This window comes from Rhodocyclaceae bacterium (assembly GCA_020248265.1).
Classification (GTDB): Bacteria; Pseudomonadota; Gammaproteobacteria; order Burkholderiales; family CAIKXV01; genus CAIKXV01.
Genome location: JADCHX010000008.1, coordinates 63,959 through 84,331, shown reverse-complemented (window position 1 = coordinate 84,331; position 20,373 = coordinate 63,959). Strand labels below are relative to the sequence as shown.

General features: G+C 68.0%; 17 protein-coding genes. 9 read left to right on the top strand and 8 right to left on the bottom strand.

The features are described from left to right. Position 1 precedes the first annotated feature (1 nt). From ING98_08875 to ING98_08845, 7 genes are all read right to left on the bottom strand, one after another. Positions 2-841, bottom strand: a complete 840-nt coding sequence (locus tag ING98_08875; GenBank protein MCA3101973.1) for a cupin domain-containing protein — start codon at positions 839-841, stop codon at positions 2-4. A gap of 34 nt (positions 842-875) precedes the next feature. Next, positions 876-1,847: a tripartite tricarboxylate transporter substrate binding protein gene (locus ING98_08870; protein MCA3101972.1), complete on the bottom strand. Its 972-nt coding sequence runs from the start codon at positions 1,845-1,847 to the stop codon at positions 876-878. Positions 1,848-2,049: 202 nt separating this feature from the next. Further along, complete coding sequence (locus ING98_08865) at positions 2,050-3,045, bottom strand: MBL fold metallo-hydrolase (protein MCA3101971.1); 996 nt, start codon at positions 3,043-3,045, stop codon at positions 2,050-2,052. Between the two features lie 195 nt (positions 3,046-3,240). Beyond that, on the bottom strand, positions 3,241-4,515 hold the full coding sequence (locus tag ING98_08860) for an MATE family efflux transporter (protein MCA3101970.1): 1,275 nt from the start codon (positions 4,513-4,515) through the stop codon (positions 3,241-3,243). 77 nt (positions 4,516-4,592) lie between these two features. After that, positions 4,593-7,589 carry an FAD-binding protein gene (locus tag ING98_08855; GenBank protein ID MCA3101969.1) on the bottom strand — a complete coding sequence of 999 codons (2,997 nt, stop codon included), beginning with the start codon at positions 7,587-7,589 and terminating at the stop codon, positions 4,593-4,595. A gap of 19 nt (positions 7,590-7,608) precedes the next feature. Continuing rightward, positions 7,609-8,316: a DsbA family oxidoreductase gene (locus ING98_08850; GenBank protein MCA3101968.1), complete on the bottom strand. Its 708-nt coding sequence runs from the start codon at positions 8,314-8,316 to the stop codon at positions 7,609-7,611. Next, entirely contained in the window at positions 8,316-9,002 is a 687-nt protein-coding gene (locus ING98_08845; protein ID MCA3101967.1) for a GntR family transcriptional regulator, read from the bottom strand. The genes ING98_08850 and ING98_08845 overlap by 1 nt, the downstream gene beginning before the upstream one ends. 333 nt (positions 9,003-9,335) lie before the next feature. On the opposite strand from ING98_08845, the gene ING98_08840 reads away from it, so the two are divergent. From ING98_08840 to ING98_08830, 3 genes are all read left to right on the top strand, one after another. Further along, positions 9,336-10,550: an aminotransferase class V-fold PLP-dependent enzyme gene (locus tag ING98_08840; GenBank protein ID MCA3101966.1), complete on the top strand. Its 1,215-nt coding sequence runs from the start codon at positions 9,336-9,338 to the stop codon at positions 10,548-10,550. A gap of 24 nt (positions 10,551-10,574) precedes the next feature. After that, positions 10,575-12,131: a sulfatase-like hydrolase/transferase gene (locus ING98_08835; protein ID MCA3101965.1), complete on the top strand. Its 1,557-nt coding sequence runs from the start codon at positions 10,575-10,577 to the stop codon at positions 12,129-12,131. 120 nt (positions 12,132-12,251) lie between these two features. Beyond that, a complete protein-coding gene (locus ING98_08830) occupies positions 12,252-13,277 on the top strand; it encodes a tripartite tricarboxylate transporter substrate binding protein (GenBank protein MCA3101964.1) in 1,026 nt (341 codons plus the stop codon). A 9-nt stretch (positions 13,278-13,286) separates the two neighbouring features. Here the strand turns inward: ING98_08830 and ING98_08825 are convergent, their stop codons facing one another. Beyond that, positions 13,287-13,745, bottom strand: a complete 459-nt coding sequence (locus ING98_08825) for a hypothetical protein (GenBank protein MCA3101963.1) — start codon at positions 13,743-13,745, stop codon at positions 13,287-13,289. Positions 13,746-13,910: 165 nt separating this feature from the next. Between ING98_08825 and ING98_08820 the strand changes: the two genes are divergently transcribed. The 6 genes from ING98_08820 to ING98_08795 all read left to right on the top strand — a co-directional run bounded on the left by ING98_08820 (position 13,911) and on the right by ING98_08795 (position 20,362). Continuing rightward, positions 13,911-14,921, top strand: coding sequence for a tripartite tricarboxylate transporter substrate binding protein (locus ING98_08820; protein ID MCA3101962.1), 1,011 nt, complete (start codon positions 13,911-13,913; stop codon positions 14,919-14,921). Between the two features lie 157 nt (positions 14,922-15,078). Then, positions 15,079-16,065: a tripartite tricarboxylate transporter substrate binding protein gene (locus tag ING98_08815; GenBank protein MCA3101961.1), complete on the top strand. Its 987-nt coding sequence runs from the start codon at positions 15,079-15,081 to the stop codon at positions 16,063-16,065. A 129-nt stretch (positions 16,066-16,194) separates the two neighbouring features. Then, positions 16,195-17,052 (top strand): oxaloacetate decarboxylase, encoded by an 858-nt coding sequence (locus ING98_08810; protein MCA3101960.1) that lies wholly within the window; start codon positions 16,195-16,197, stop codon positions 17,050-17,052. A gap of 31 nt (positions 17,053-17,083) precedes the next feature. After that, the gene (locus ING98_08805) at positions 17,084-18,043 is read left to right on the top strand and encodes a tripartite tricarboxylate transporter substrate binding protein (protein MCA3101959.1); all 960 of its coding nucleotides are present in this window, start codon (positions 17,084-17,086) and stop codon (positions 18,041-18,043) included. Positions 18,044-18,060: 17 nt separating this feature from the next. Continuing rightward, complete coding sequence (locus tag ING98_08800) at positions 18,061-19,131, top strand: isocitrate/isopropylmalate dehydrogenase family protein (GenBank protein MCA3101958.1); 1,071 nt, start codon at positions 18,061-18,063, stop codon at positions 19,129-19,131. A 217-nt stretch (positions 19,132-19,348) separates the two neighbouring features. Beyond that, a complete protein-coding gene (locus tag ING98_08795; GenBank protein MCA3101957.1) occupies positions 19,349-20,362 on the top strand; it encodes a tripartite tricarboxylate transporter substrate binding protein in 1,014 nt (337 codons plus the stop codon). The last annotated feature ends 11 nt before the right edge of the window (positions 20,363-20,373 follow it).

Sequence of the window (20,373 nt, the reverse complement as noted above, 5' to 3'; positions counted from 1 at the left end):
GTCAGACGTCCGTGGTGGTTTCGACCCGCGCGAAGCTGTGCGCACGGATCTCGCGCGCAGGCTTCCCGCCCTGGATGTTCTTTCCGGTGGGCAGCCAGGTGCAGGCCTTCTCGGGATGCACCCACACCGTGCGCGCACCGGCCGGCACGAAGAACTCGGCGAAGGTCATGCCCGAGGTGTCCCCGCTGCGCAGCGAATGCACCTCCTGATCGTCATAGTAGACCACGTCGCCGGCACGCACCTTCAGCGCACGGTCTCCGGCGAAGGCCATACCGCCGCCCTCGAGGAAGTACATGAAGTGCGCCGCACCGAGATGGTAGTGCTTCGGCGCTTCGGTCCCGGGCGGGTACAGGATCATCTCGCCCTTGATCGCCTCGGTGCCGAACAGCGCCGGCGTCGCAAGGTAGATGCGCTTGCGCGCATCGTGCTGCGACTCGAGCAGCGGTTCGTCTTTCCAGTTGACGATGCGAAAGCCTGGCGGCCGCGAGGTGAACGCCGGGTCGAGCCCGGCGGCATCGGGCACGCGCGCCCAGAGGATGGACGCCCCGGCTTCGGCGCGGATCGATCCATCGAAGCCCGGCGGCAGGAAGACGACGTGCGCATCGGAAAGCACCTGCGCCTGCCCGCTGCCGTCGAGCACCAGCGAACCCGACAGCACCTGCAGCCACTCGAGGTCGGCAGCGCCGACCGACACCGGCATCGTCGTGCCGGGGTCCAGCGCCAGGCAGCCCAGCTCGAAGCGTATGCCCGGCACGGTACGCGGGTGGAGCAGCACCCGGCGCTGCACGCCCGGGGCGACCGCCTCGGGCACCACATCTTCGACATTCAGGTGGACTGCCATGATCTCCTCCGTGTGTTGCGCTGGATGACTTCGCCTACCTCGGCGCCCGGATGGCGGCCGCGACCGCTGCCCAGCGGGCGTGCTCGGCGTCCAGGAACGCCCCGTACTGCGCCGGGGTCGATCCCACCGTTTCCACGTTCTGCGCGTCGAGCCGCTCCCGCACGTCGGGCCGCTGCAGGACCGCGGCGATCTCCGCCGACAGGCGGACCGTCCATTCGGGTCGAGTACCGGCGCGCATCGACAGGCCGCTGAACCAGTTGCCGAGGTCGACCGCGCCGAAGCCTGCCTCCGATACGGTCGGGACCTCTGGCAGCAGGCGCGAGCGCTGCGGCGATCCGATGGCCACGACACGGACGGACCCGGCGGACAGCTGGGCCGCCATGTCGAGCTGGGTAGTCAGCATCATCGCAAGGCGTCCGCCGGCGAGGTCGGTGAGCGCCGGCGCGGAACCCTTGTACGGCACATGCACCAGGTCGAGCTTCAGCTGCTGGGCCAGCAGTTCGGTCGCCATGTGGCCCAGCCCGCCCGCGCCCACCGAGCCGTAGGCCAGCCGGCCCGGCTGCGCGCGCGCCATCGAGACCAGATCGCCGAAGGCCTTCGCCGGGGAATCGCGCGGCACCGCCACCAGCATCGGGGCGCGCGACAGCAGCGATACCGGTACGAAATCCTTCTTCACGTCGTAAGGCAGCTTCTGCTCGGTGTACGGCGTGATCACGAACGGCGGTGCGGCCAGCAGCAGGGTCGTGCCATCGGCGGGCTGGCGCGCGACGTAGTCGGTACCGATCACGGCACTCGCGCCTGGCCGGTTGTCGACGATCACCGGCTGGCCCAGCCGCTCGCCCAGCCCCTGTGCGACCAGCCGCGCCTGGATGTCCGACGAACCGCCCGGAGGATAGGGCACCACGACGCGCAGCGCTCGCACGGGCTCTACCTGCGCGACGCAGACGGTAGCCGACAGCGCCAGCAGCACCGCACCGGTCATTCGCAACCGCATCGAAGTTCGCATCGTGCCTCCGCAGGGCGCCTTCCAAATGCTGCACCGACAGTATCCGGACGCTTGCGTCAGCGGTCAATGTGGAGCCCGCTCCTCGGAACGACCAACCCGCCTGCTGCAGGTACGCCTCCTGTTCCGGCGTCGACGTGCGTCCCAGCAATGATCCCAGGACATCGTCGATCATCGCCGCTACTGCACTCGACCCCGCTCCCGGTCAGGCGCCGAAGGTGAACCGGCTGCCGACGTTCGAATGCACCAGTTTCTCGGGCATCCGCTCGCGCAGCATCTCGATGAACGCCGTGCCAGTGCAGTGCATCGGCACGATCACGTCGGGATTGATCGCCTCCATCTCCTGCAGCGTGGACTGCAGGTAGGGCAGCGGTGCCATGCCGAGGTGGAAGCCGCCGACAACCGCATGCACCCGGTCGACGTTCGCCGCGGCCATCGCGCTGCGCACGGTGTTGATGATGCCGGTGTGCCCGCAGGAAGAGATGACGACCAGCCCGCGCCCCTTCACGATGTAGCAGGTCGCATGCTCGTCCTCGTGCTGGTCGCGCACCAGCTTGCCGCCGCGCTCGGCTTCCGTGTAGTGGTCGTCCTGCACCAGCGTGCCGCCGGTGACCTGCTCGAACGAGTTGCGCTCGATGTAACCGGAGGTGAACGGCCCGTCCAGCGCGAGCGGCTTCGGGCAGCAGACGGTATCGACGCGGTGCGCGCGCAGCGACACCTGGTCGATCGCGCCCCACGAGATCGGATCTTCGCCGCGCTTCTCGGTGATCCACTTCTCGCGGAATACGGTGTCTCCACCGACGAACAGCGCGAGGTCGTCGCGCATCCGGCTGCGGTGCTGGTGCACGAAGCCGTCGAGCCCGCCGAAGTGGTCGCGGTGGCCGTGGCTGAGGATCAGCCCGTTGATCTTCGCCGGGTCGATGTCGAGCAGGTCGAAGTTGCGGTTCAGGATCTCGGGCGTGTAGCCGAAGTCGAGCACGTACTGGGCCTTCGCGCCGGCGATCGACGAGGACAGGTGCAGCGACAGCCCCCACTCGGCCGCGAAGGTCGACAGCTCACGGCCCGGGATGCGTCCGAGGTGCTCGATGCCGACCATCGGGTGCATGGCCTTCGGAAGGAATCGTTCATAGCGTGAGTCGACCAGCACGCGTATCGTCAACTCATCGACGACTGGTGCTTCGAACGGAACCATGCTGTCCAAGGTGGTGCTCCTTGCGAATGTCGCGGACTGTCAGCCAGCGTAAGCTGGCGGGGGGGCTGCGTCAACGACTCGCCCCCTGCGCGTCCCCACGCGGCCCCACACGGCCTGCCAGTGCACAACGGCTGGCCGCGACCTGTCCGCTGATCGCCTCCAGCCACGGCAGGCCGGCGGAATCCGGTCCGTGCGACCCGCGCGCTATCCGATGCACCTGGACACGCGCGGCAGGTACAGATGCAGCAACAGCCCGCGCACTCCCAGGAATGTCGCGACCGCCGCCCACAGTCCCGCGTTTCCGAACAGCGGCAACGCCAGCTGCAGTACGGCCAGGTAGCCGACGAACGCCACGATCACCGTGTTGCGCATGATCCGGGTACGTGTCGCGGCCAGGTAGACGCCGTCGTACATGAAGGCCCACACCGACACCAGGGGGATCAGTACAGGCCACCAGAGGTAGTCGGCTGCCGCAGCCCGCACCTCTGGCAGGCTGGTCATCAGCGCAATGATCGCGGTGCCGAGCAGCGCATAGACCAGCGTGTTGACCAACGCGACTGCGCCGGCCCACAGGAACACCAGGCGGCGGCCATGTCGGAAACCGGCGGCGTCGCGCCGGCCGACCGCCTCGCCGAGGATGGTCTCGGCCGTGTGCGCGAAGCCGTCGAGGCCGAACGACGTGAACACCAGGAACAGGTAGAGCACCTGGTTTGCGGCGAGCGTCAGGTCCCCGAGCTCGGCGCTCTTCGCCATGAAGATCGCGCCCACCGAGACGATGCACAGCGTGCGCAGCACGATGTCGCCGTTGATGGCCACCATGCGGCGCAGGCGCGCCCGGTCGAGCAGCGGGCTGGCGGCGCCGCCGGCCGGCAGCCCGCGCAGGGTAAGCCGCACGTAGAAAACGCCGAGCGCCAGGCCGGCGTACTCGGCGATAACGGACGCGACCGCCACTCCCGCCACGCCCATGCCGAAGCCGAACACCAGCACGAGGTCGAGCGACACGTTGACCGCGTTGGTGAACAGCTGGATCACCAGCGGCGCACGCACGTTGCGCAGTCCGTACATCCAGCCAATGATCGCGTAGGTGCACAGCACCGCCGGCAGCGCCCAGACACGGATCAGGAAGTACTGACGCGCGTACTGCTCGACCTGCGCACTGGCCTCGATGGCGTGGAAGGCGAGCGCGGCGATCGGCCCCTGCAGCGCGACCATCGCGCAGCCGGCGGCCATCGCCAGCAGCAGGGCCCGCGCCAGCATCATGCGCACCTCCGCATGGTCGCCCGCGCCGCGGGCCTGCGCGGTCGGGCCGGTGGTACCCATGCGCAGGCAATTGAACAGGTGGTAGATGAAGTTGAACAGCATCGCGCCGATGGCGACCGCGCCGATGTAGTGCACTTCATCCAGGTGCCCGACCACCGCAGTGTCCACGGCGCCGAGCAGCGGCACCGAGAGGTTCGCGAGGATGATCGGGCCGGCCATCGCCCAGACCTGGCGATGGGTGACCGGCAGCGTCGAGCCGATGGCCTCGCCGGGCGCAGGCCCGGCCGCTGGCGCGGTCAGCGGCCGCCCCCCGTTGCCAGTGCCCGCTCCAGCACGCGTGCCACATGCACCGCCCCGCGCTGCGCACCGTCACGGATCTGATGCCGGCAGCTGGTGCCGTCGGCGACGAGCAGTGCATCGCCGGCAGCCGCACGCATCTTCGGCAGCACCGACAGTTCGCCGATCTTCATCGACGTCTCGTAGTGCTCGGCCTCGTAGCCGAAACTGCCGGCCATGCCGCAGCAGGTCGCCTCGATCGTCTCCACCGACAGGCCCGGCACCAGCTTCAGCACCTGCTCGACCGCCGGCATGGCGTCGAATGCCTTCTGGTGGCAGTGGCCATGCAGCATCGCCTTCGTCTGCTCGATCGCCTTCAGCGGCAGTTGCAGGCGGCCGGCCGACAGTTCGCGCGCGAGGAACTCCTCGAACAGCAGGGCAGCAGCCCCCACCGGTGCTGCCTCGGCCTTGGGCAGCATCGACTGCCACTCGTCGCGCAGTCCCAGCAGGCACGATGGCTCGAGGCCGACCACCGGCACGCCGCGCTCGACATACGGCTTCAGCGCATCGAGCGACCGCCGTGCCTCGGCCTTTGCCTCGTCGACCAGGCCGGCCGACAGGAAGGTGCGGCCGCAGCACAGCGGCCGGTCACTGTCGGCAGCCTTCGCCGTGTGCACCGTGTAGCCGGCCGCCCGCAGCACCGCAATCGCCGCACGGGCGTTCTCCGGTTCGAAGTAGCGGTTGAACGTATCGACCAGCAGCACGACCTCGCGTCCTGGTTGCGGCGCAGCGGTCGCGGCCGAGCCGTCGGCTGCGGCCTCGCGATCATGGAAGGGCCGGCGATGCCAGGTCGGCAGCGAGCGCCTCGCGCTCAGGCCGGTGAATTTCTCCGACAGGGTGGCCGCACCGGGCAGCGCGTTGCGCAGGTTCATCAGCGCGGAGAAACGCGAGGCGAGCGGCGCATAGCGCGGCAGGAAGGCCACGAGCCGGTCGCGCAGGGTCAGGCCGTGCTTCTTCTTGTAGTGGCCGAGGAACTCGACCTTCATCTTCGCCATGTCGACGCCGGTCGGGCACTCGCGCTTGCAGCCCTTGCACGACACGCAAAGCTCCATCGTGCGGTACATCTCTTCCGAGGTGAACGCGTCGGGACCGAGCTGGCCGGAGATCGCCAGGCGCAGCGTGTTCGCGCGGCCGCGGGTCAGGTGCTGCTCGTCGCCGGTCGCGCGATACGATGGGCACATCGTGCCCGCGTCGAACTTGCGGCAATGCCCGTTGTTGTTGCATGCCTCGATGGCCTTCGAGAAGCCGGCGCTGCGTGCGCCGGGCGCGGTCGCGTCTTCGGTCGCGTCGCTCCAGTCGAGGGCGGTGTCGATCGGGTCGGCCGCATAACCGGGCTTGAAGCGGTACAGCGTGCGGTCGTCCTGCTTCGGCGGCCGCACGATCTTGCCGGGATTGAGCAGCCCGCGCGGATCGAACAGGTCCTTCACTTCCTCGAACGCGCGGGTGAGCTTCGAACCGTAGAACGGTTCTATCCACTCCGAGCGTACAAGCCCGTCGCCATGCTCTCCGGAGTAGGCGCCCTTGTATTCGCGCACCAGCGCCATCGCCTCATCGGCGATCGCGCGCATCTGCACCGCACCCTCGCGCCGCATGTCGAGGATCGGCCGCACATGCAGGCAGCCCACCGATGCATGTGCATACCAGGTGCCGGTGGTGCCGTTGCGGTGGAACACCTCGGTGAGGCGCGAGGTGTAGTCGGCCAGGTGTTCGAGCGGCACCGCGCAATCCTCGATGAACGACACCGGCTTGCCGTCGCCCTTCATCGACATCATGATGTTCAGGCCCGCCTTGCGTACGTCCCACAGTTCCTTCTGCAGCTTCGCGTCGGTGATCTCGACCACGCCGCCCGGCAGGCCGAGCTGGTCGGCCATCAGTTCGCCCAGCTGCTTCAGCCGGCGCAGGTTCTCGGCCTGGTTCTCGGGCGAACCGTCGCCGGCGAACTCGACCAGCAGGATCGCGTCCGGGTCGCCCTTCACGCAGCGCTCGACGATCGGAAGGAAGGCAGGGTTGGAGCGCGCGAGCGCGATCATCGTCCGGTCGACCGCCTCGACCGCGACCGGGCCGAGCTTGACGATGTGCTGGGCTGCGTCCATCGCCTGCCGGAAGGTCGGGAAGTGGCAGACGCCGAGCGCCTTGTGCACCGGCAGCGGGGAGAGCTTCAGCTTTATCCGGCGCGAGTAGGCCAGCGTGCCCTCGGACCCGACCAGCAGGTGCGCCATGTTGAAGCCGGGCTGTACCAGCCGGTTCAGGTTGTAGCCGGCGACGTTGCGGATCACGTCCGGATAGCGGAACGCGATCTCTTCCAGCTCGCGCTTTACGATTCCCTGCACCCGGTCGACCAGCCCACGGTAGACCGGATGCGACGGCGCGGATTCGTCGAACATGAATGCATCGCCGGCTGCGGTGATCGCCTCGACTGCGAGCACGTTGTCGACCATGTTGCCGTAGTGGATCGAGCGCGAACCGCAGCTGTTGTTGCCGGTCATGCCGCCGATGGTCGCCTGCGCGCTGGTCGACACGTCGACCGGATACCAGAGGCCGTGCGGCTTGAGCCATGCGTTCAGGTGGTCGAGCACGATGCCCGGCTGCACCCACACCGTGCGCGCCTCCTTGTCGAACTCGAGCACCTGGTTCACGTGGCGCGACAGGTCGATCACCAGTGCCGCGCCGACGGTCTGGCCGCACTGCGAGGTGCCGCCGCCGCGCGGCATCACAGGGATGCCCTGGTCGAGCGCGATGCGGAAGGCAGTCTCGGCATCGCGCTCGTTCCTGGGGATCACCACGCCGACCGGGTCGACCTGGTAGATCGACGCATCGGTCGAGTAGCGGCCGCGCGAGAAGCGGTCGAACAGCACCTCGCCTTCGATCTCGCGCCGCAGCAGGTCGGCGAGTGCGCCGTCGCCGCGGCGCGGGTGGAAGTGGACGGTGAATTCCCCAGGTCGTGCAGGCGCGTTCATTCGAGTGTCGTGTCCGTGTTCAGGCCGGCCGTGCCGGCTCGGTGTCGTCGGGCTTCGTGCTGGCGATCATCGCGTCGACCAGGGTCTGCGCTTCCTGGGCGCCCGATACCGCATAGCGCCGGTTGAAGATGAAGAAGGGCACGCCTTCGACGCCCATGCTCCGGGCCTGCCGGTCGGCGCCGTCGATCGCGCGCAGCGCTTCGGGGTCGGCCAGGTGTGCGCGGGCACGCGTCGGATCGAGGCCGGCACCTTCGGCGACCGCCACCAGCGTGCCGGTGTCGGTGAGGTCGCGGCCGTCGATGAAGTAGGCGCGCATCATCGCCTCCTTGACCCCGGGCTGGACGCCAAGCTCGCCGGCAAGCGCGATCAGCGCATGCGCGGCCTTCGTGTTCGGCTGGCGCAGGATACGGTCGAATTCGAAGTCGATGCCGACGCTCCTGCCGACGCCGGACACGCGGGCGTAGACATCCGCGCTGGAACGGCCGCCCCATTTGCGTGCGACATAGTCTGCCCGCGGCATGCCCTCGGGCGGCAGGTCCGGGTTCAGCTGGAACGGATGGAAGCTGACGTTCGGTGCCGGTGCGTCGGGCCGGGCCCTGGCATACAGCTCGAGTGCCGCTTCCAGGCGGCGCTTGCCGATGTAGCACCACGGGCAGACGACGTCCGAGACCACCTCGATCGTCAGCGGTTCCATTGCATCGGCGTTGCCGCCGGTATCAGCATCCATCAGCCAGCCTCCGGTTTGACCTGCTGGGCGTCGAGCGCATCGAGCACCATCACCAGCTTGTGCGCGAGGTGGTCGCGCAGGATCGAGCCCAGGCGCGCGCCATCGCGTGCGCCCAGGGCGTCGAGCATCGTTTCGTGTTCGCGTACGGCCTGCCGCCAGCGTTCGCCGGACAGGTTCGCCATGTAGCGCACCCGCTGCACCTTCGCGTTCAGCGCACGCCAGGACTGCACGAGGGTCGCGTTGCCGGTGAATTCGACCAGCCGCGCATGGATGTCCTGGTTGCAGCGGAAGTAGGCCGCGAGGTCGCCACGAATCTGGTGCAACGCCATCTGGTAGTGCAGCGCACGGATCTCCGCGACCTGCGCATCGGTGGCCTGCGCGCAGACCAGTTCCCCGGCCAGCGCCTCGAGAGCGCCCAGCACCAGGAAGACCTCGCGCACGCGCGGCGCATCGATCAGCGCTACGAACGCACCCCGGTTCGGCTGCAGTTCGACCAGTCCCTCCGATGCGAGGAACTTGATCGCCTCGCGCAGGGGCGTGCGCGAAATGCCCAGCCGCTCGGCCAGCACCCGCTCGTTCAGCTTCATGCCGGGCGCGAGTTCACCCTGGATGATCATGTCGCGCAGCCGATCGATGCCGGCCACGTGCAGCAGGCGGCGCTCGACAGGGAGGGGAACGGTATCCATGATCCAGAAGCTATCCCGATTGCATGCAAAATGCAATCCACCCCAAATCCGGGTCAGACACACATTCCCCCGGCGGATAGCTGGGGGCTGACCCTGGGGTCTGACCCCAGGGCCTACCGATCCCGCGGTCTACCGAGCTTCGGAACCAAGCGCGAACCCCCCGTGCTTGGATCAGAAGCTGGGGTCAGACCCCGGGGTCTGACCCCGGGGTCTGACCCCAGCTTCCGGCCGGCCTCTGGAAATCGGTGTCTGAAGCGGGCTCTGGGTTGACTTTGCATACAATCTTGCCTACTGTCCGTGTTCCCATTCCGTAGTTCGTTCGAGGAGAGTTCGATGCCCACCCCCGCCGGCCGCCACTTCCTGCAGATCCCGGGGCCGTCGAACGTACCCGACCGCGTCCTGCGCGCGATCGACCGGCCGACGATCGACCACCGCGGGCCGGAGTTCCAGCAACTGGGGCTCGCCGTGCTGGCCGGGCTGAAGACCATCTTCCGTACCGAGCACCCAGTGATCATGTTCCCGGCCTCGGGCACGGGCGGCTGGGAGGCCGCGCTGGTGAACACGCTGTCGCCTGGCGACAAGGTGCTGATGTACGAGACCGGCCATTTCGCGTCATTGTGGAAAGCCATCGCCGAACGGCTGGGGCTGGTGCCGGAATTCCTGGCGGTGGGCGACGACTCCTGGCGCCGCGGTGCCGACGCGGCGGCGATCGAGGCACGCCTCGCGTCCGACCGGAAGCACGAGATCAAGGCGGTCTGCGTGGTGCACAACGAGACCTCGACCGGCGTCACCTCGCATATCGACCAGGTGCGCAAGGCGATCGACCGCGCCGGCCATCCGGCGCTGCTGATGGTCGACACCATCTCGGGGCTCGGTTCGATCGACTACCGCCACGACGAATGGGGCGTGGACGTCACCGTCGCGGGCTCGCAGAAGGGCATGATGCTGCCGCCCGGGCTGTCGTTCAATGCCGTGTCGCCGAAGGCGCTCGAAGCAGCGAAGGCCTCGAAGCTGCCGAAGTCGTTCTGGAGCTGGCAGGAGATGCTCGGACCGAACCGCAACGGCTTCTTCCCGTACACGCCGTCGACCAACCTGATGTACGGGCTGCGCGAAGCGATCGCGATGATGCACGAAGAAGGGCTCGACAACGTGTTCGCCCGCCACCAGCGGCATGCCGAAGCCACCCGCCGCGCGGTGCGCGCCTGGGGCCTCGAGATCCAGTGCCTGAACGAGGACGAGCACTCGCCGGTGCTTACCGCCGTGCGCATGCCCGAGGGCTGCGACGAAGCCGCCTTCCGCAAGGTGGTGCTGCAGCACTTCGACATGTCGCTTGGCAGCGGCCTGGGCAAGGTCACGGGCAAGGTGTTCCGCATCGGCCACCTCGGCGACTTCAACGACCTGACGCTGGTCGGCACGCTCGCCGGTGTCGGCATGGGGCTGGAACTCGCCGGCATCCCTCACGACAAGGGCGGCGTGACCGCCGCGATGAACTACCTGGCCGAAGCACACAAGGCCGCACCAGTGGGCACCTTCGTCACCCGCAGCTGAGACCGCGCCGCGAAAGACATCACGATGGCCGCCACCCCGCCCCGCAATACCGATGCACGTCCGCTGAACGTGCTGTTCATCACCTCCGACCAGCAGCGCGGTGACTGCTTCGGCTTCGAGGGACGGAAGGTCAAGACGCCCCACCTCGACCTGCTCGCGCGCCAGGGCACCCGCTTCTCGACCTGCATCACGCCGAGCAACGTCTGCCAGCCGTCGCGCGCATCGATCCTCACCGGCCTGCTGCCGATGAACCATCGGGTCTGGGACAACGGGGTGGACCTCGATCCGGCGATCGGCGCAGCCGGCTTCGGCGGGCGCTTCGCGCAGGCGGGCTACTCGACCGGATTCATCGGCAAGGCGCACTTCTCGACCAAGCACACCTTCGAGCCGACCGGCACGCCCGAGTGCGAGTTCAGCATGAAGGATTACCCGCCTGGCTGGGTCGGTCCCTACATGGGCTTCGAGCATGTGGAACTCGTGGTCGAGGGACACAACCGCACCCTGCCGCAGAAGCCGCCCGGAGGCATGGCCTACGAGCGCTGGTACTACGGCGACGGCCTGGGCGACTGGAAGAACACGCTCTACGAAACCCACCTTGCACCGGATGTCGGCGCCGCGCAGACCTGGCATTCGGCACTGCCGCCCGCCTTCCACAACTCGACCTGGGTCGGCGACCGCACGATCGAATTCATGCGCGAGAACAAGGACAAGCCCTTCGTCTGCTGGGCCTCGTTCCCCGACCCGCACCATCCGTTCGATGCGCCCGAGCCCTGGAGCCGGATGCACCATCCGGACGAGGTCGACCTGCCCTTTCATCGCACGCGCGACCTCGAGCGCCGCCCGTGGTGGCACAAGGCCAGCCTCGAAGGCCAGCCGCAGCTCACGCGCCCGGACATGCTGGCCCACCGCGCGAAGGGCTCGCGCGTACCGGCGCAAACCGACGAGCAGCTCCGGCACATGATCGCGAACTACTACAGCATGATCTCGCTGATCGACCACAACGTCGGCCGGATGATGATCGCGCTGCACGACATGGGCCTCGCCGAGAACACGCTGGTGATCTACACCACCGACCACGGCGACTGGCTCGGCGACCACGGCCTGATCCTCAAGGGCCCGATGATGTACGAGGGGCTGCTGCGCGTGGGCTACATCGCCCGCGGCCCGGGTATCCCGATGGGCAAGGTCGTCGACGACCCGGTCTCGACGCTCGACACCGCAGCCACGCTCTACGACTACTGCAGCATCGACGCCGGCCGCGAACTGCAGGGGCACAGCCTGCGCCCGCTGATCGACGGCACAGGCAGCCGCGACTTCGCCTACAACGAATGGAAGCTGCACCCGTCGCGCACCGGGCTCGCACTCGACCTGCGCTGCGTGCGCACGAAGACCGCCAAGCTCACGCTGGAGCTCGGCTCCGGCGCCGGCGAGCTGTACGACCTGGCGAACGATCCGCACGAGATGGACAACCTGTTCGGCAATCCCGACCGCACGGTACTGCAACGGCAACTGACGGACATGGCGATGAGCCGCCCCGGGGACTGGCAGGAGCCGTTGCCTGAGCCGGTGGGGATGGCCTGACTGCACCGCGCAGCATCGGCGCAGTCGGTCGCTGTCACGGAGAATTCAAGGCGACCGGGATATGATCCCCGCGCGGCCACAGCATCGTCGGTGCGCATTGGTCAACGTCTGGAGTGGTTCATGAAGAAGCCGGGCCTCCGCACCGCTGTTCGCACATCCAGCCGACGCCAGTGCGCGCGCCAGGTTTTCGCCGGCCTGCTGCTCGGCTCAGCGTTGCCGGGGCTGATCGCAGCACAGACCGCCGTCGCGCAGACAGGCTTCCCCGCGAAACCCATCCGGATCGTGGTGCCGGCGGTACCCGGCGGTGGCACCGACATCCTGGCGCGCCTGCTGAGCCCGCGACTGACCGAGATCTTCGGCCAGAGCGTCGTCGTCGAGAACCGCGGCGGCGCCTTCACCAACATCGGCACCGAGTTCGTCGCCCGGTCGCCCGCGGATGGCTACACGGTGCTGATCGCGAGCACCCCGCACGCGATCAACCCGACGCTGCTGCCGAAGCTGCCGTTCGATCCGATCAACGACTTCACCATGATCAGCCAGCTCGCGCTGACGCAGAACGTGCTGGTGGTGCATCCGTCGCTGCCGGTGACCAGCGTGAAGCAGTTCATCGCGCTCGCCCGGGCCCGGCCGGGGGCCCTGACCGCCGGTACCTCCGGCGGCAACTCGGCCTATCTTGCGGTAGAGATGCTGAGGTCGATGGCGAAGATCGACATCGTCAACGTCGCCTACAAGGGCGCAGGCCAGGCGCTGAACGACACCGTGGCCGGCCATGTACAGTTCCAGTTCAACACGGTGCTCGCCGCGATGCCGTTCATCCAGAACGGACGCCTGCGCGCGATCGGTACTTCCGGCTTCAAGCGCGCCGGTTCCCTGCCCGACGTCCCGGCGGTGGCGGAGACCGTCCCCGGGTTCGAGTCGAGCGGCTGGTACGCACTGATGGGGCCGGCCGGCATCCCGCGCGACGTCGCCCTGAGGCTCCATGACGGTTTCGCCAGGGCGCTGCGTATTCCCGACGTCACCAGGAGGCTGTCCGAGATGGGCGTCGACGTGGTCGCGGGCACACCCGATGAACTGACCCGGCTGATGCCGCTGGAGATAAAGAAGTGGGGAGCCGTGGTGAGGAGTTCGGGGGCGAAGGCCGAATAGGCCACCGGGCTACGCCTGGAAAGCCCGATACTTCTCCGTTGCCAGCAGGCGACCGATCTCCGCCCTGAGCGCGGCGATGTCCTCCGCGCGCAACGGCTCGAGATCGCCCATCTCGGCCATGAAGGCCTCGCGCGTCGGCGGAAACGACAGGAAGTGTCCCCACGGCTGGCGCCTCGCACCGCGGGCACGGCCGTACAGGTGCACATGCAGCTCATGGCGCCAGTTGCCGTTGTCCTGGTAGTTGATGCGCCCGATGTCGATTCCGTGGCGCGTGAGTACCGTCTTCATTGCCTCGCCCGCGACCATCGTGAGCTTCACCAGCTCGATCGCCTGCTCGCGGTTGAGGTGCGTGCGGTCCTCGACTGCCTGCCTGGGGTTGATGATGATGTGCGCGCCGTCACCGCGTGCCACGTGCGGATGGTCGGGCGCGATGATGTCGAAGTGCACCGCTTCGAAAATCAGAGCCATGGCTGACGGGTTCCTGCCTGTTGGCCGAGTGGCTCGATTGTCCGCGCAGCACGTGACCCGAGGCAAGGCCCTGCCAGGTCGGCATCGTCGAGTGGACAGTCGGCACGAAAGGGGTATCGTCGTGTAGCACCGCCGTTCGAGCGGCACCCAGGAGGAAACCTGCACATGTTCCGGTTCCAGACGCCGTGTGGCATTTGCACCGGCATGCTCGCGGCAGCTGCCACCCTCGCGCTGCTGTCGGCCCCGGTGGCCGTCTTCGCCCAGGCAACCGGCAAGGGTCCCGGCGGCTACCCGATCCGTCCGGTCCGACTGCTGGTTCCGAACGTACCTGGCGGCACCACGGACATGGTCGCACGGCTGATTGCTCCCCGGCTCGGCGACGAGATCGGCCAGCCGGTGGTGATCGACAACCGGGGCGGAGCGGCCGGCCTGATCGCGCGCGACATGGCGCTGCGCGCGCCGGCCGATGGCTACACGCTTCTGCTCAGCAACCAGGCGATCGTGATCGCGGCGGTACTGAACGAGAAGTCCGGCGGCGACCTCGCGCGCGAATTCAATACGTTCGCATGGATCGGCGTCGCGCCGAACATCCTGGTCGCGCATCCGTCGGTACCGGCGAAGACGTTGCCCGAGCTGGTGACGCTGATGAAGTCGAAGCAGCTGAGCTTCGGCTCTGGCGGCATCGGCAGCGCGACCCACATGGGCATGGAACTGTTCTTCCACCTGTCCGGCACCAGCGGGCTTCACGTGCCCTACAAGAGCGCCGGACCGGCACTGACCGATACCGTGTCCGGCCATGTACAGTTCCTGCTCGCATCGCTGCCCAGCGCGCTGCCCTACATCCGGTCGGGCAAGCTGCGCGCCTATGGCGTCGGCAGCGCACGGCGCTCGCGGGTCGCACCCGACATCCCGACGCTCGCGGAAGCGGGCGTGCGCGGCTATCTCTACGAGACCTGGTACGGCATGTTCGCACTGTCCGCGCTGCCGCGGCCGATGGTGCAGTGGCTGAACGCAGCGGTGAACCGCGTGCTCATGGAACCTGCGGTGATCGCCCGGCTTTCCGACGGCGGCATCGAGCCGGGGAGCGAGACACCCGAGGCATCGCAGAAGTTCTTCGTCGAGGACGTGGCCCGGTGGCGACGGCTGATCCGCGACACCGGCATCAAGGCGGAATAGCGTGGGCCGTACGCGAAGCGCCGGTCGTTGACCGGTCGATGCACGATGGCATAATCCCCGGCCCGATCACGGTTGGGCAGCGCATCGCAGAGTGCGCATCCCGGCCGGTCACGAGCCGATGCCGGACAGGGACGGCCGGCGCCCTGGAGGAATGGAAATGTCACGAGCACTGTCCGCCGCAGGCCTGGCCGCCGCCTGCACGTTCGCACTTGGCGCCATGCCGGCGTTCGCGCAGGGCAAGGGCCCGGGTGGCTACCCGCTGAAGCCGATCCGATTCCTCGTTCCGTTCGCCCCCGGAGGCACCACCGACCTCGTTGCCCGGCTGGTGTCGCAGCGCCTGAGCGACGAGCTCGGCCAGCAGCTGGTGGTCGACAACCGCGGTGGTGCCGGCGGCACGATCGCCGCCGAGATCGTCGCGCGCTCCGCTGGCGATGGCTACACGCTGAAGATGAACCACCAGGGCATGACCTTCAACGCAACGCTGTATCCGAAGCTGCCGTTCGACACGGCGAAGGCCTTCGCGGCGATCGGCCAGGTGGGGATCACGCCGAACGTGCTGGTGGTGAACACCGCCGTGCCGGCGAAGACGGTGAACGAGTTCGTGGCGCTCGCGAAGAAGGGCGGCAACATCCCGTTCGGGTCCGGCGGCATGGGCAGCTCCGCCCACCTCGCCGTAGAGTTGTTCATGCTGCAGACCGGCGTGAAGATGCTGCACGTGCCGTACAAGGGCGCCGGCCCGGCGCTCGCCGACACGATCGGTGGCCAGGTCCAGATGATGATCGCGACGCTGCCAGCGGCATCCGGGCACATCCGGGCCGGCAAGCTGCGCGCGCTCGGCATGTCGGGCGTGAAGCGTTCGCCCGCGTTTCCCGAGATCCCGACCATCGCCGAGTCCGGCGTGCCGAAGTACGACTACGACACCTGGTACGGCATCTTCGGGCCGGCCTCGCTGCCGCGCACGATGGTGACCTGGCTCAACCAGACGCTGAACCGGGTGCTGGTCGAACCCGACCTGCGCAAGCGGCTGGCCGACAGCGGCCTGGAGGTCGAGACCAGCACGCCGGAACAGATGCAGAAGACCGTGGTCGAGGACATGGCCCGCTGGGGCAAGGTGATCCGCGAAGCGAACATCCGCATCGATTGACACGACCGTCGACGACCGTCGACGGCCCTCGACGGCCCTCGACGGCCCCGGGCGAGTCGGGCATCCTTCGGGCCTCGGCCGCCGGGCAATGGCGGCGACAATTGCGATGGCGACGGCAGAGGACTACAGATGAGTCAGGCAACCAAGCTGCGCGAGATGCTCGCGCGTCCCGGCATGATCGTGGCACCGGGCATCTATGACGGCATGTCGGCACGGCTGGGCCGCATGGCCGGCTTCGAGGCGCTGTATGCCACCGGCGGCGGCATCGCCCGGTCGACGGGCGTGCCCGACATCAACCTGATCGACCCGGGGCACATCGTGCAGCGGCTGTCCGAGATCTGCGACGCGGTCGACTGCCCGGTGATCGGCGACGCCGACACCGGCTATGGCAACGCGCTGAACGCCTATCGGGTAATCCGCCAGTTCGCACGCATCGGCCTGGCTGGCGTACACCTGGAAGACCAGACCTTCCCGAAACGCTGCGGGCACCTGAACGACAAGTCGATCGTCAAGGCGAAGGACTTCGTGCCGGTGCTCAAGGCGGCGAAGGATGCCGACCCGGACATCGTGATCATCGCCCGCACCGATGCGATCGCGGTCGAGGGCTTCGATGCTGCAGTCGAGCGGATGAAGCTCTACGACGAGGCCGGCGCCGACGTCCTGTTCATCGAGGCACCCACCACGCTCGAGCAGATCGAGCAGATCCCGACGCTGTTCTCCAAGCCGCTGCTGATCAACATGTTCTTCGGCGGCAAGACGCCGCTGGTGTCGGCGCCCGACCTGGAACGCATGGGCTACAAGATCGAGATCATCCCGTCAGATGCGCAGCGTGCGGCGATCCGTGCCATGCAGCGCGTCTTCGCGGTGCTCAAGACGCATGGCGAGGCATCGGCGATGGCCGATGACATGGCCTCGTTCGATGAACGCGAGCAGATCGTCGCGACCAAGGCGTGGTTCGCGCGCGGCGCGGGCTATGAGGGCAAGTAGCGGCGTGGCGGCGACCGGCTCCATGCGGGCGTTGCACAGTACTGTCGCGCTTGCCGCCGCCTGTGTGGCTGCGGCGGGCAGTGCCTGGGCGCAGGCCTGGCCGGCGAAGCCGGTGCGCATCGTTGTCCCGACGACGCCGGGCGGCTCCGCCGACACGCTGACCCGGGTGCTCGCCACGCGAATGACCGAGTCGCTCGGCCAGCAGATCGTCGTCGAGAACCGCGCCGGATCGGCGGCGATCGTGGGCACCGAAGCGGTCGCACGCGCCACGCCCGACGGCTACACGCTGCTGATGGCCTGGGGCAGTCACGTGATCAACCCCGGGCTGTACGGCAAGCTGCCCTACGACACGCTGAAGGACTTCACCCCGATCGTGCAGGTTGCGGTGCAGCCGCTGATGGTCATGGTGCATCCGTCACTGCCGGCGAAGACGCTGCAGGCGTTCATCGCCTTCGCGAAGAAGCAGCCCGGCCGCATCACCTATGCGACCGCCGGCACCGGCAGCGGCGGTCACCTCGCCGGCGAACTGTTCGCCAGCGTGGCCGGCTTCCGCTGGACGCCGGTGCCCTACAAGGGCATCCAGCCGGCGATGACCGACCTCATCGGCGGCCATGTCGACGCCGCCACCGGTACGATGGTGGCGGGGATCTCTCACGTGCGCAGCGGCAAGCTGCGCGGCCTCGCCGTGACCAGCCTGAAACGCTCGTCCGGCGCACCGGACATCCCGACGATGGCCGAGAGCGGCCTGCCGGGGTTCGAGGTCTACACCTCGTACTATCTGCTCGGCCCGGCCGGCACGCCGCGCACGGTGGTCGACCGGATGAACGCGGAAGTGGTGAAGGCCCTGCAGCATCCCGAAGTGAAGGAACGGCTGGCCCGCGACGGCGCCGACGGTATCGGCGGCACGCCCGAGCAGCTGCAGGCGCACCTGATGTCCGAGATCGCACGCTGGACGAAGGTGATCCGTCAGGCGGGCGTGAAGGTCGATTGAAGCGAGCGGAAGGCACGATGCTCACACTGGCAGTACTCGAAGGCGACGATATCGGGCGCGAGGTCGTGCCCGAATGCGTGAAGGTGATGCGCGAGGCTGCGGCCGCAGTCGACCTGCAGATCGACTGGAAGCCGATGCCGATCTCGCGCGCCGGGCATGCGGCCGCCGGGCACACCGTCCCGCCGGGTACGCTCGAGACGCTGGCCACCTACGACGGCTGGGTCCTGGGCCCGATCGGCCACCGCGAGTACCCGAAGGGCGACCCGACCTGGCTCAACCCGCACCCGCTGTTCCGCACCCACTTCGGGCTGTTCGCCAACTACAAGCCGTTCCGCTCCTACCCGAACCTGCCTTCGGTGCACAAGGACATCGACCTGCTGTTCCTGCGCGAGACCACCGAGGGCTTCAAGGTCGATGGCAACCTGTTCATGGGCTACGGCGAGTTCATGCCGACAGAGGACAGCGCGATCGGCATCTGCGTCACCACGAAGCTCAAGAGCCGGCTGATCGCCGAGGCGGCGTTCGAGGCCGCTGCCCGGCGCCCGCGGCGCAAGGTGACGGCGGTGCACAAGAACACCGTGTACCGCTATGGTGACGGCCTGTTCGCCGACGAATGCCGGAAGGTCGCGGCGCGCTTCCCGGAGGTCGAGTTCGAGGAAGTCATCGTCGACACCTTCGCGATGAGGTTGGTGATGAAGCCGCAGCAGTACGACACGATCGTCACCACCAACCTGTACGGCGACATCCTGACAGACGAAGCGGCCGGGCTGGTCGGTGGCCTCGGCCTCGCGCCGGGCGTGAACGCAAGCGAGACGTTGGCGATGGCGCAGGCAACACATGGCTCGGCACCGGATATCGCAGGCCGCGGCATCGCCAACCCGTACGCGATGATCATGTCGGGCAAGCTGCTGTTCGAGTGGCTCGCGGGCAAGCGCAGCGAGCCGAAGGCTGCCCGGGCGGCCGGATTGATCGAAGCGGCAATGTCCGCAGTCATCGCAGAGGCCGCACAGCTCACACCGGATCTCGGGGGCAGCGCGAGCACCCAGGCGATGGGTGATGCGGTCGCCCGCGCGATCGGCACCGCCTGATAACGGCGGAAAGTCCCCGGGCTGCCGTATCGAGGTCGGTCGGACAGCCAACGGGTGCCGTCACGCGAGGGGCCGCAAGCAGGTTTACCGCGCCGTAAGTCTGTGCGTTGTGCTAATTTCACGCACAACCTGACAGCCCTGCCTGTCGAGGCGTCTTTCCACGGAACGTCTTTCCACGGAACGGATACCCACCAGGCCAATCGGAGGAGCAGCAACGATGTACACCCCGCGTATCCAGCGCCGCAAGGCGATCCTCGCCAGCGGCGCCATCGCCGCGCTGACCGCAATCGGTTCAGCCGCCACGCCAGCCCTGGCCCAGTCCCAGGCATCCAACTGGCCGCAGCGTCCGGTTCGGGTGATCGTACCCAACGGACCAGGTGCATCGAGCGACCAGCTGGCCCGCGTGCTGGCGATGAAACTGGGCGAAGCGGTCGGCCAGCAGTTCGTCGTGGACAACCGCCCGGGCGCCGGCGGCATCATCGGCATGGAGATCACCGCGCGCGCCGTGCCGGACGGCTACACGCTGATGGCGACCTCGACCGCGAACCACGTGATCGCCCCCCAGTTGCACCGCAAGCTCGGGTTCGACGTGTTCAAGGATTTCGAGCCGATCATGCTGTACGGCACGACGCAGAACGTCCTGGTCGTGCATCCATCGATGCCGGCGAAGACGGCGCAGGAACTGCTCGCGCTGCTCAGGGCCAACCCGGGCAAGTACAACATGGCCTCGGCAGGCTCCGGTGCGCAGAGCCACCTTGCAGGCGTGCAGTTGATGCTGGCGGCGCGCACCGACGCGACCCACGTACCCTACAAGGGGGGCGGCGCATCTGTCGCAGCGGTGATCGCCAACGAATCGCAGTTCACCTTCACGCCGATCGCGGCCACCATCCCGCACATCCGCTCCGGGCAGTTGCGCGCACTGGCCACTGCCGGCGCTGCACGCAGCACCCAGTTGCCCGACCTGCCGACACTGGGCGAAGCGGCGCTACCCGGCTTCCAGTCGACCGGCTGGGTCGGCATGATGACTCCGCGCGGCACGCCCAAGGCGGTGAACGAACGGCTCTATTCGCTGATGATGCAGGTGATGAAGCAGGCCGATACCCGCGAGCTGATCGTGCGCGCCGGTGCCGACCCGGTCACCAGCACGCCGGAGGAGTTCGGCAAGTTCATCCGATCGGAGTACGAGAGCTTCCGTGCGGCCGTGAAGGCGGCGAAGCTGGTCGCGGAGTAACGCGGCCCGCC

What these genes read in the sequence shown, in the direction of transcription:
- ING98_08845 (MCA3101967.1), bottom strand. Translation starts at nt 9,002, where the DNA reads ATGGATACCGTTCCCCTCCCTGTCGAGCGCCGCCTGCTGCACGTGGCC.
- ING98_08875 (MCA3101973.1), bottom strand. Translation starts at nt 841, where the DNA reads ATGGCAGTCCACCTGAATGTCGAAGATGTGGTGCCCGAGGCGGTCGCC.
- ING98_08835 (MCA3101965.1), top strand. Translation starts at nt 10,575, where the DNA reads ATGGCCGCCACCCCGCCCCGCAATACCGATGCACGTCCGCTGAACGTG.
- ING98_08850 (MCA3101968.1), bottom strand. Translation starts at nt 8,316, where the DNA reads ATGGATGCTGATACCGGCGGCAACGCCGATGCAATGGAACCGCTGACG.
- ING98_08815 (MCA3101961.1), top strand. Translation starts at nt 15,079, where the DNA reads ATGTCACGAGCACTGTCCGCCGCAGGCCTGGCCGCCGCCTGCACGTTC.
- ING98_08800 (MCA3101958.1), top strand. Translation starts at nt 18,061, where the DNA reads ATGCTCACACTGGCAGTACTCGAAGGCGACGATATCGGGCGCGAGGTC.
- ING98_08840 (MCA3101966.1), top strand. Translation starts at nt 9,336, where the DNA reads ATGCCCACCCCCGCCGGCCGCCACTTCCTGCAGATCCCGGGGCCGTCG.
- ING98_08860 (MCA3101970.1), bottom strand. Translation starts at nt 4,515, where the DNA reads ATGGCCGGCCCGATCATCCTCGCGAACCTCTCGGTGCCGCTGCTCGGC.
- ING98_08795 (MCA3101957.1), top strand. Translation starts at nt 19,349, where the DNA reads ATGTACACCCCGCGTATCCAGCGCCGCAAGGCGATCCTCGCCAGCGGC.
- ING98_08825 (MCA3101963.1), bottom strand. Translation starts at nt 13,745, where the DNA reads ATGGCTCTGATTTTCGAAGCGGTGCACTTCGACATCATCGCGCCCGAC.
- ING98_08820 (MCA3101962.1), top strand. Translation starts at nt 13,911, where the DNA reads ATGTTCCGGTTCCAGACGCCGTGTGGCATTTGCACCGGCATGCTCGCG.
- ING98_08810 (MCA3101960.1), top strand. Translation starts at nt 16,195, where the DNA reads ATGAGTCAGGCAACCAAGCTGCGCGAGATGCTCGCGCGTCCCGGCATG.
- ING98_08855 (MCA3101969.1), bottom strand. Translation starts at nt 7,589, where the DNA reads ATGAACGCGCCTGCACGACCTGGGGAATTCACCGTCCACTTCCACCCG.
- ING98_08870 (MCA3101972.1), bottom strand. Translation starts at nt 1,847, where the DNA reads ATGCGAACTTCGATGCGGTTGCGAATGACCGGTGCGGTGCTGCTGGCG.
- ING98_08830 (MCA3101964.1), top strand. Translation starts at nt 12,252, where the DNA reads ATGAAGAAGCCGGGCCTCCGCACCGCTGTTCGCACATCCAGCCGACGC.